The following is a 9,178-nucleotide window of genomic DNA, read 5'->3' as shown; positions in this document are numbered from 1 at the left end:
CCGTCGTTGAAGATGTTGCAGTTCTGGTAGATCTCCACCAGGGCGGTGCCGGGGTGTTCGGCGGCCTGGCGCAGGACCTCGGTGAGGTGTTTGCGGTCGGAGTCGACGGTGCGGGCCACGAAGGTGGCTTCCGCGCCCAGGGCGAGGGAGACCGGGTTGAAGGGCTGGTCGAGGGAGCCCATCGGCGTCGACTTGGTGATCTTGCCGATTTCGGAGGTGGGGGAGTACTGGCCCTTGGTCAGTCCGTAGATCCGGTTGTTGAAGAGGAGGATCTTGAGGTTGACGTTGCGGCGCAGGGCGTGGATGAGGTGGTTGCCGCCGATGGACAGGGCGTCGCCGTCGCCGGTGACGACCCAGACGGACAGGTCGGGGCGGGAGGAGGCCAGGCCGGTGGCGATGGCGGGTGCGCGGCCGTGGATGGAGTGCATCCCGTAGGTGTTCATGTAGTACGGGAAGCGGGAGGAGCAGCCGATTCCCGAGACGAAGACGATGTTCTCCTTCGCCAGGCCGAGCTGGGGCATGAAGCCCTGCACGGCGGCCAGGACGGCGTAGTCACCGCAGCCGGGGCACCAGCGCACCTCCTGGTCGGACTTGAAGTCCTTCATGGACTGCTTGCCCTCGGCCCTGGGGACCAGGTTCAACAGTGACTCAGCCATCGATGGCCTCCTTCAGAGCCGTGGCGAGTTGTTCCGCCTTGAACGGCATGCCGTTGACCTGGTTGTAGCTGTGGGCGTCGACGAGGTACTTCGCCCGGATGAGGGTGGCGAGCTGGCCGAGGTTCATCTCGGGGATGACGACCTTGTCGTAGCTGCGCAAGATGGCGCCGAGGTTGTGGGGGAAGGGGTTGATGTGGCGCAGGTGGGCCTGGGCGATGTGCTCGCCGGCGCGGCGCAGGCGGCGGACGGCGGCGGTGATGGGGCCGTAGGTGGAGCCCCAGCCGAGCACGAGGGTGCCCGCCTGGCCGGAGGGGTCGTCGACGGTGAGGTCGGGGATGTCGATGCCGTCGATCTTGGCCTGGCGGGTGCGGACCATGAAGTCGTGGTTGGCCGGGTCGTAGGAGATGTTCCCGGTGCCGTCCTGCTTCTCGATACCGCCGACGCGGTGTTCGAGGCCCGGTGTGCCGGGGATCGCCCAGGGGCGGGCCAGCGTCTGCTCGTCGCGCTTGTAGGGCCAGAACACCTCGGTGCCGTCGGCCTTGGTGTGGTTGGGGCCGGTGGCGAACTGGACGCGCAGGTCGGGCAGTTCGTCGGTCTCCGGGATGCGCCAGGGCTCGGAGCCGTTGGCGAGGTAGCCGTCGGAGAGGAGGAAGACGGGAGTGCGGTAGACCAGCGCGATCCGGGCGGCTTCCAGTGCGGCGTCGAAGCAGTCCGCCGGGGTGCGCGGGGCGACGACGGGCACGGGGGCCTCGCCGTTCCTGCCGTACATGGCCTGGAGCAGATCGGCCTGCTCGGTCTTGGTGGGCAGGCCGGTGGAGGGGCCGCCGCGCTGGATGTCCACGATCAGCAGCGGCAGTTCCAGGGAGACGGCCAGGCCGACGGTCTCCGACTTGAGCGCCACACCCGGGCCCGACGTCGTCGTCACCGCCAGCGACCCGCCGAACGCCGCGCCCAGCGCGGCACCGATCCCGGCGATCTCGTCCTCGGCCTGGAAGGTGCGCACACCGAAGTTCTTGTGCTTCGACAGCTCGTGCAGGATGTCGGAGGCCGGAGTGATCGGGTACGAGCCCAGGTACAGCGGCAGATCCGCCTGCCGGGAGGCGGCGATCAGCCCGTAGGACAGGGCCAGGTTTCCCGAGATGTTGCGGTAGGTACCGGCCGGGAACGCGTCCGTGCCGGCCGGGGCGACCTCGTAGGAGACCGCGAAGTCCTCCGTGGTCTCACCGAAGTTCCAGCCCGCGTGGAACGCCGCCAGGTTCGCCGCCATGATCTCGGGCTTCTTGGCGAACTTCTGCTTCAAGAACGCCTCGGTGCCGTCGGTCGGACGGTGGTACATCCACGACAGCAGCCCCAGCGCGAACATGTTCTTGGACCGTTCGGCTTCCTTGCGCGTGAGGTCGAACTCCTTGAGCGCCTCCACCGTCAGCGTGGTCAGCGGCACCGGATGCACGCTGTAACCGTCCAGCGAGCCGTCCTCCAGGGGGCTGGCCTCGTAGCCGACCTTGGCCATCGCCCGCTTGGAGAACTCGTCCGTGTTGACGATCAGCTCCGCGCCCCGCGGCAGGTCGCCGATGTTCGCCTTCAAAGCCGCCGGGTTCATCGCGACCAGCACGTTCGGCGCGTCGCCCGGGGTGAGGATGTCGTGGTCCGCGAAGTGCAACTGGAACGAGGACACACCCGGCAAAGTCCCGGCGGGCGCACGGATCTCGGCGGGGAAGTTCGGCAGCGTGGACAGGTCGTTCCCGAACGACGCCGTCTCCGACGTGAAACGATCCCCCGTCAGCTGCATACCGTCACCCGAGTCACCCGCGAACCGGATGATCACGCGATCCACACGCTGCACGTCTTTGCTGCTGGATCCGCCCGCGCGCGAGCGCTGCTCTCCCACGACGGCGCCGTCGACCCCGTCTGCCTGCTCGGCTGGGCTACTGACCTGGCTGGTCACTGAACTGGACCTCCCTCGAGGCGGCTGTGCGGGCAGGGTCGACCCACCGACCTTCCCAAAACCCACCCTACGTCGGTAAGGGTCGCCTTCCTCCGAGCGTTCGCATGGTGGACGTGGAGATGAGACGGCCTGTCGTCCTGAATTGTCATAGTTTGCCTGGCCCCTGGCGGGGTATTCGGTGTCCGCGTCGCGCGGTGTCGCGTGGCGTCGCGGGTGTCGTGCGGTGCCGCGTGTCGTTGTGCGGTGCCGCGTTGTGCCGTGCGGTGCCGTGTCTGTTTCTAGGGCTCGATCGTTGCCTTTCGGTCGTGCGGCCTTCGGGCCTCGGTCGCGTGACCGGTATCCGGACGCCTCCGGGTCTCTCTCGCAATTCCTGACAGAGTGTCAGTTCCTCATGAGTTGAGGTAGGTGAGGACGGCCAGGACGCGGCGGTGATCCCCGTCACTCGGGGAGAGACCGAGCTTCAGGAAGATGTTGCTCACGTGCTTCTCCACCGCCCCGTCGCTCACCACGAGCTGCCGTGCGATGGCCGAGTTCGTACGGCCCTCCGCCATCAGGCCGAGGACCTCGCGCTCGCGAGGGGTGAGCCCCGCGAGGACGTCCTGCTTACGGCTGCGGCCGAGCAACTGCGCGACCACCTCGGGGTCGAGCGCCGTCCCGCCCTCGGCGACCCGGACGACGGCGTCCACGAATTCCCTGACCTCGGCGACCCGGTCCTTGAGCAGGTAGCCGACACCGTGGCTCGACCCGGCGAGCAGCTCGGTCGCGTACTGCTCCTCCACGTACTGCGACAGCACCAGGACCCCCAGCCCCGGGAACTTCGCGCGCAGCCGCACCGCCGCGCGCACGCCCTCGTCCGTGTGGGTCGGGGGCATTCGTACGTCCGCCACGACCACGTCCGGCAGCTGCCCCGCGTCCCCGAGCCCGACGATGGTCCTGACCAGTGCCTCCCCGTCGCCGACACCGGCGACGACCTCGTGCCCGCGGTCGGTCAGCAGCCGGGTCAGCCCCTCCCTGAGCAGCACTGAATCCTCGGCGATGACCACACGCACTCTGTCCTCCATGTTTCTCGTTCCCCCAGCGCCCCTGGGCCCCCGTGCACCGGTGTGCCGGTGACGAGGGCAGGTTCTGACGGCTCCAGCATCCCAGGATTCGCTCGCGTCAGGGGGTGTTACTTGTGGGTGTGGGTGTGGGTGTGGGTGTGGGTGCGGGTGCGGGTGCGGGTGCGGGTGCGGGGTACGGGGTACGGGGGGTGGTGGCTGCCTGTTCGGTGCCGCGTGTCGCGTCTGCCGTCTTGGGCGTCAGGGGGCGAGGCGGCACGGCGCCCACGGGGCGGCGCCGGGGCGCGGCGGGAGCGGTCCGGCGCCCGGGGTGAGGCGGGCGCGGGATGCCGGGTCCGGCCCGGTCGTGGTGAGGCGGGGCGGGACCCGTGCGGCCGCAGGGTCAGGTGGGGGGCAGGTGTGGGTCAGGTGAGGTCCGCGCCCGTCACGCCCGCCGCCACGGTAGCTCCGCGGTCACTCGTGTGGGCCCGGCCGCGGGAGAGTCGACCAGCAGGATCCCGTCCACCGCGTCGAGCCGCCCGGCGAGCCCCGCCAACCCGGACCCCGCGCCCGCGTCGGCCCCGCCCACCCCGTTGTCGTACACCTGCACCATCAACCGGTCGCCGGCCCGCCACACATCCACCGACGCCCGCGTCGCCCGGCTGTGTTTGCTCACGTTCTGCAGCAGCTCGGAGACCGTGAAGTACGCGATGCCCTCGATCGCGGGTGCGGGCCGCGCCGACAGGTCCACCTCCACCGTCACCGGCACGGTGCAGCGCGAGGCCACCGACGACAGGGCCGCGTCCAGGCCCCGGTCCGTCAGTACCGCCGGATGGATCCCGCGGGCCAGGTCCCGCAACTCTTGCAACGCCGTCTTCACCTCACCGTGCGCCTCGCCGACCATCCGCGCCGCCTCCTGCGGGTCCTCCGCCAGCTTCTCCTTCGCCAGACCCAGGTCCATCGCCAGGTTGACGAGCCGCGCCTGCGCCCCGTCGTGCAGATCGCGCTCGATGCGGCGCAGGTCGGCCGCGGCCGTGTCGACCACGACGCCCCGGTCCGACTCCAGCTCCTCCACACGCGACTCCAGCCGCGACGCTCCGAGCAGCCCCACCACCATCAGCCGGTCCACGGTCGTCAGCGCTCGCACGATCCACGGCGTGGCCAGCGTGACCAGCAGCCCGACCAGGCAGGTGACCCCGATCTCGAACGGATTGTCCAGGTAGACCGAGTGGTGGTCGTCCCCGTACAGCTGGAGCCCGCCCTGTCCCGCGTACATGGGGAGCACCCACTGCCACAGCGGGTACGTGAACAGCGCCCAGCCGGTCGCCCAGAACGTCACCGCCACGCTGAACGCGAACGTCGCCCACGGGAAGTGCAGCAGCGCGTACAGCGCGTGTCGCCACGACACGCCGCTCTTGAGCATCGCCCCGATCCACGCCATCGGCCCGCCCTTACGCGGCCGCACCGGATCCGGCGAGGTGACCTCGACACCGAGCAGGGCGCGGGCCCGCACCCGTTCCAGCGACCCGAACGCCCGCGCCCCCGCGAGCCCGGCCGCCAGCACCGGTACGCCGATAAAGGTGACGAGCAGCCCGGCCCCGACCGACAGCGACGTCACGGTCCACACGAACATCACGACGCTGATCGGCAGGCCCAGCAGGAGGTAGCCGAACTCCCGCCACGTCCGCGCCTCGACCGGCGCCCGCACCCCGGCAGGCAGCCGCCCGAGCCCACGCCGCGGTCGGCCGGGCCCGGCGCCCCGCCCATCGCGGTCGCCGTAGCCGTAGCCGTAGCCGTAGTCATAGCCGGAGCCATGGCGGTCGTGGCCGTGGCCGTCGTGGCCGTCGTGGCCGTCGTCGTACGCGTACACGTCGCGCTGCTCGCGGTAGCCGTAGCGGTAGCCGTACTGGTGCGTGGCCATCGGTGCCGTCCGTTTCTGCTCGGCCTGCTTCTGCCCAGACCCGCTGCCGCGGGCTGTGATTCCAGGGTCTTCGCGGGGGTGGCCCGGGACCATGTGGCGGGTCGGCGTCTTGAACCGGGGGTTTTCCCCACCTGGGCCCACCCGAGCTCGCCCGCCTCCGGGCCCGCCCGCCTCCTGGTCCGCCCGGACCTGGGGGCGTCCTTGACCTGCGGGGACGTCCTGACCTTGGGGCGCCCTGACCTGGGGCCGTGCCCCGTCCGGGCCGTGCCCTGCCTGGGCCGTGCCCTCCCCTGGGGCCGTGCCCTGCCCTGGGGTCGTGCCCTGCCCTGGGTCGGGGCCTACGCCACGGGCCTACGCCACGGGCCGGTCCCGCCACGGCAACTCCGCCGTGACGGTCGTCGGGCCGCCCTCGGGGGAGTCCACGACGAACAGCCCGTCGACCGCGCCGAGCCGCTCCGCGAGCCCCGCCATCCCGCTGCCCTTGGCGACGCTCGCGCCGCCCCGGCCGTCGTCCGTGACCTGGATGAGCAGCCGGTCCCGCGCTCGCCACACGTCGACCGACGCCCGCGTCGCCCGGCTGTGCTTGCTCACGTTCTGCAGCAGCTCGGAGACCGTGAAGTACGCGATGCCCTCGATCGCCTCCGCGGGCCGCGCCGACAGCTCCGTCGTCACGGTCACCGGCACGGTGCAGCGCGAGGCCACCGACGACAGGGCCGCGTCCAGACCCCGGTCCGTCAGCACCGCCGGATGGATGCCCCGGGCCAGGTCCCGCAACTCCTGGAGGGCCAGCTTCACCTCGCCGTGCGCCTCCTCGACCATCGCCGCCACGGTTTCGTCGGCTCGCCCGTCGAGCAGCTTCTCCTTCGCCAGGCCGAGCCCCATGGCGAGGTTGACGAGCCGCGCCTGCGCCCCGTCGTGCAGATCGCGCTCGATGCGGCGCAGGTCGGCCGCGGCCGTGTCGACCACGACGCCCCGGTCCGACTCCAGCTCCGCGATCCGCCGCTCCAGCTCGTCGGAGGGCGAGAGCAGCCCGCGCACCATGGCCCGGTCCGCGTTGGTCAGCCCCCGCGCGACGAACGGCAGCACCGGCCACAGCACGAACAGACCGACGAGCGCCACGACGAACGTCACCACGCCCCACGGCAGCCGGATCACCTCGAACAGCACCGTGCGCCAGCCCACCGGGTCCTTGAGCGCGTTCCACAGCCACGGGAAGAACCCGCCCCCACGCCGCACCGGCAACCGGCTCGGCTCCTCCACCCGGACCCCGAGCAGCCTCCGGGCCCGCCCCCGCTCCGCCCTGCCGAGCAGCCGCGCCCCCATCAGCCCGCCCGCGATGAACGGCAGCCCGATCACCGTGACGGTCAGGCCGGCTCCGACCGCCAGCATGGTGATCGCGTAGACGAACCCGGCGACGGCGAGCGGGAGATTGCTCAGGAGGTACGCGATCTCCTTCCACGTCTGCCGGGAGAGGGCGAAGGCCGGGCGAGGAAGCTCGGCCGTGGCCGTGGCCGTGGCAGGGGCAGCGGGCGTGGACGTGGACATGGCCGTGGACGTAGGCGCGGGCGGAGGCGGAGGCGGAGGCTGAGGCAGGGGCGGAGAAGGCTCGTTCATAGCGCCAGAGTGCCCCGTGATCACAGAGCGGCGCCATGAGGCGGACCGGCCGGGACGAACGGGGGATAACCCCACCTCCCGGGCCCGACTCCGGAACCACGCGGGGACCGCGCTGCTTACGGCCCCTTTAACAGGCTCTAGACTCCGATGCGTACAGATCGTCGAACACGAACACGCGAGGGGCGCAGACGTGACGGGACCGGCCGTGACCGTCATCGCGGCGGACTACTTCCACTCGTACTCGGTGGTCGGGCTGCTCGCCGTGGTCGGCGTGCTGTTCGTCGCCGTGGCCTTCGGCGCGGGCCGGCTGCTGCGCCCGGTGGTCCCCACGCAGGAGAAGTTCCTCACGTACGAGTGCGGCGTCGACCCCGTAGGCGAGGGCTGGGCCCACACCCAGATCCGCTACTACGTGTACGCCTTCCTCTACGTGATCTTCGCGGTCGACTCGATCTTCCTCTTCCCGTGGGCGACGGTCTTCGCCGCGCCCGGCTACGGCGCGACGACGCTCGTGGAGATGTTCGTCTTCCTGGGCTTCCTCGCCGTCGGCCTGCTGTACGCATACAAGAAGGGCGTCCTTACGTGGACGTGAGTGGCATGAGCGACGTGAGTGGCGCGACGCCGTCGGAACCGGTGTTCGTGCCCGAACCCGTCGTCGGACCGAAGAAGCTGGGCGTGCTCTCGCGTCTGGCCCCCGAACCGATGAAGGTGGTCCTCAACTGGGGCCGCCGCTACTCGCTGTGGGTCTTCAACTTCGGCCTCGCCTGTTGCGCCATCGAGTTCATCGCCGCGTCGATGGCCCGCCACGACTTCATCCGCCTCGGCGTGATCCCCTTCGCGCCCGGCCCCCGCCAGGCCGACCTGATGGTGGTGTCCGGCACGGTCACGGACAAGATGGCCCCCGCCGTGAAGCGCCTGTACGAGCAGATGCCCGAGCCGAAGTACGTCATCTCGTTCGGCGCCTGCTCCAACTGCGGCGGCCCCTACTGGGACTCGTACTCCGTCACCAAGGGCGTCGACCAGATCATCCCGGTGGACGTGTACGTGCCCGGCTGCCCGCCTCGGCCCGAGGCGCTGCTCCAGGGCATCCTCAAGCTCCAGGAGAAGATCGCCCGCGAGTCGCTCGGCGAGCGGTACGCCTCCGCCGACGCCGCGGCGGGCCGCCCCTCGACGGCGGCCCTGACCAGCGGCCTCGTCCAGCCCCCCACACCAGGCGGTGCGGCATGAGTACGAGCACGGGCTGGCTGCCGAGCCCCGTGGAGGAACTGTTCGGCACCGGGGCCACGGTCGAGGAGGCGTACGACCTGCTGACGGTCGACGTCCCGGCCGACACCTGGATCGCGGCGCTCGAGACGGCCCGTACGACACTGGGCTGCACCTACTTCGACTGGCTGAGCGCGGTCGACGAACCGGAGGACTCGGCGTTCCGCGTCTGCGCGCACGTCGCCGCCGTCGGGCCGGGTCCCGTACGCCGCCTGCTGCTGCGCACGACCGTCCCGCACTCCGCACCGGTGCTCGCCTCCGCGGTCGGCGTCTACGCGGGCGCGGCCTGGCACGAGCGCGAGACCCACGAAATGTTCGGCGTCGACTTCACGGACCACCCCGCACTCGACCCGCTCCTCCTCCCTGACGGCTTCGAGGGCCACCCACTGCGCAAGGACTTCGTGCTCGCCGCGCGGGTCGTCAAGGCGTGGCCGGGCGCGAAGGAACCGGGCGAGTCCCACGCGGGCGCCGGCGCGCCCAAGCGGCGCCAGATGCTGCCGCCCGGCGTGCCCGACCCCAACGAATGGGGCCCGCTCAAGGGCCAGCTGCCCCCCGCCCCTGCCCGCCCCGCCCGCGGCGCCGGCCGGGCGGCGGGGGAGCGCCCGGCCCGCCGCACCCGCTCCGCCAGCGACGGCTCGGCCAGCCAGGCGACTCCCGCCACGCCGGATCGCCGGCGCGGCGCCGGTCGTGGCCGAGACCGCTGCCGCCGGTGTGCGCCAACTGGCCGATGGGCAGGTGCGTCTTG

Annotated in this window: 8 protein-coding genes; 3 read left to right on the top strand and 5 right to left on the bottom strand. The window is 71.3% G+C overall.

Annotation, left to right across the window (positions count from 1 at the left end; all coding sequences use genetic code 11):
- The 5 genes from OFY01_RS13220 to OFY01_RS13200 all read right to left on the bottom strand — a co-directional run.
- The coding region (locus OFY01_RS13220) for a 2-oxoacid:ferredoxin oxidoreductase subunit beta (RefSeq protein ID WP_266599515.1) at positions 1-656 on the bottom strand (656 nt) is incomplete at its 3' end.
- Positions 649-2,601, bottom strand: a complete 1,953-nt coding sequence (locus OFY01_RS13215; protein ID WP_266599513.1) for a 2-oxoacid:acceptor oxidoreductase subunit alpha — start codon at positions 2,599-2,601, stop codon at positions 649-651. The genes OFY01_RS13220 and OFY01_RS13215, both read right to left, overlap by 8 nt.
- 389 nt (positions 2,602-2,990) lie before the next feature.
- Entirely contained in the window at positions 2,991-3,662 is a 672-nt protein-coding gene (locus tag OFY01_RS13210; protein ID WP_266599511.1) for a response regulator transcription factor, read from the bottom strand.
- A 421-nt stretch (positions 3,663-4,083) separates the two neighbouring features.
- The gene (locus tag OFY01_RS13205; RefSeq protein WP_266599509.1) at positions 4,084-5,559 is read right to left on the bottom strand and encodes a sensor histidine kinase; all 1,476 of its coding nucleotides are present in this window, start codon (positions 5,557-5,559) and stop codon (positions 4,084-4,086) included.
- Positions 5,560-5,910: 351 nt separating this feature from the next.
- Complete coding sequence (locus tag OFY01_RS13200) at positions 5,911-7,104, bottom strand: sensor histidine kinase (protein WP_266599508.1); 1,194 nt, start codon at positions 7,102-7,104, stop codon at positions 5,911-5,913.
- Positions 7,105-7,363: 259 nt separating this feature from the next.
- Between OFY01_RS13200 and OFY01_RS13195 the strand changes: the two genes are divergently transcribed.
- The 3 genes from OFY01_RS13195 to OFY01_RS13185 form a co-directional block, all read left to right on the top strand.
- A complete protein-coding gene (locus OFY01_RS13195) occupies positions 7,364-7,762 on the top strand; it encodes an NADH-quinone oxidoreductase subunit A (RefSeq protein WP_266599507.1) in 399 nt (132 codons plus the stop codon).
- A 5-nt stretch (positions 7,763-7,767) separates the two neighbouring features.
- Positions 7,768-8,397, top strand: coding sequence for an NADH-quinone oxidoreductase subunit B (locus OFY01_RS13190; protein ID WP_266599506.1), 630 nt, complete (start codon positions 7,768-7,770; stop codon positions 8,395-8,397).
- Positions 8,394-9,178 (top strand): NADH-quinone oxidoreductase subunit C (locus OFY01_RS13185; RefSeq protein WP_266599505.1); only part of this gene is annotated, 785 nt, incomplete at its 3' end. The genes OFY01_RS13190 and OFY01_RS13185, both read left to right, overlap by 4 nt.

It is taken from the genome of Streptomyces beihaiensis (genome assembly GCF_026274175.1).
Lineage (GTDB): Bacteria > Actinomycetota > Actinomycetes > Streptomycetales > Streptomycetaceae > Streptomyces > Streptomyces beihaiensis.
This window is presented reverse-complemented; position numbering and strand designations above follow the sequence as displayed.

Bases quoted from the DNA above. Each gene is read 5' to 3' on its own strand.
- OFY01_RS13190 (WP_266599506.1), top strand. From the start codon at position 7,768: ATGAGCGACGTGAGTGGCGCGACGCCGTCGGAACCGGTGTTCGTGCCC.
- OFY01_RS13205 (WP_266599509.1), bottom strand. From the start codon at position 5,559: ATGGCCACGCACCAGTACGGCTACCGCTACGGCTACCGCGAGCAGCGC.
- OFY01_RS13200 (WP_266599508.1), bottom strand. From the start codon at position 7,104: ATGTCCACGTCCACGCCCGCTGCCCCTGCCACGGCCACGGCCACGGCC.
- OFY01_RS13210 (WP_266599511.1), bottom strand. From the start codon at position 3,662: ATGGAGGACAGAGTGCGTGTGGTCATCGCCGAGGATTCAGTGCTGCTC.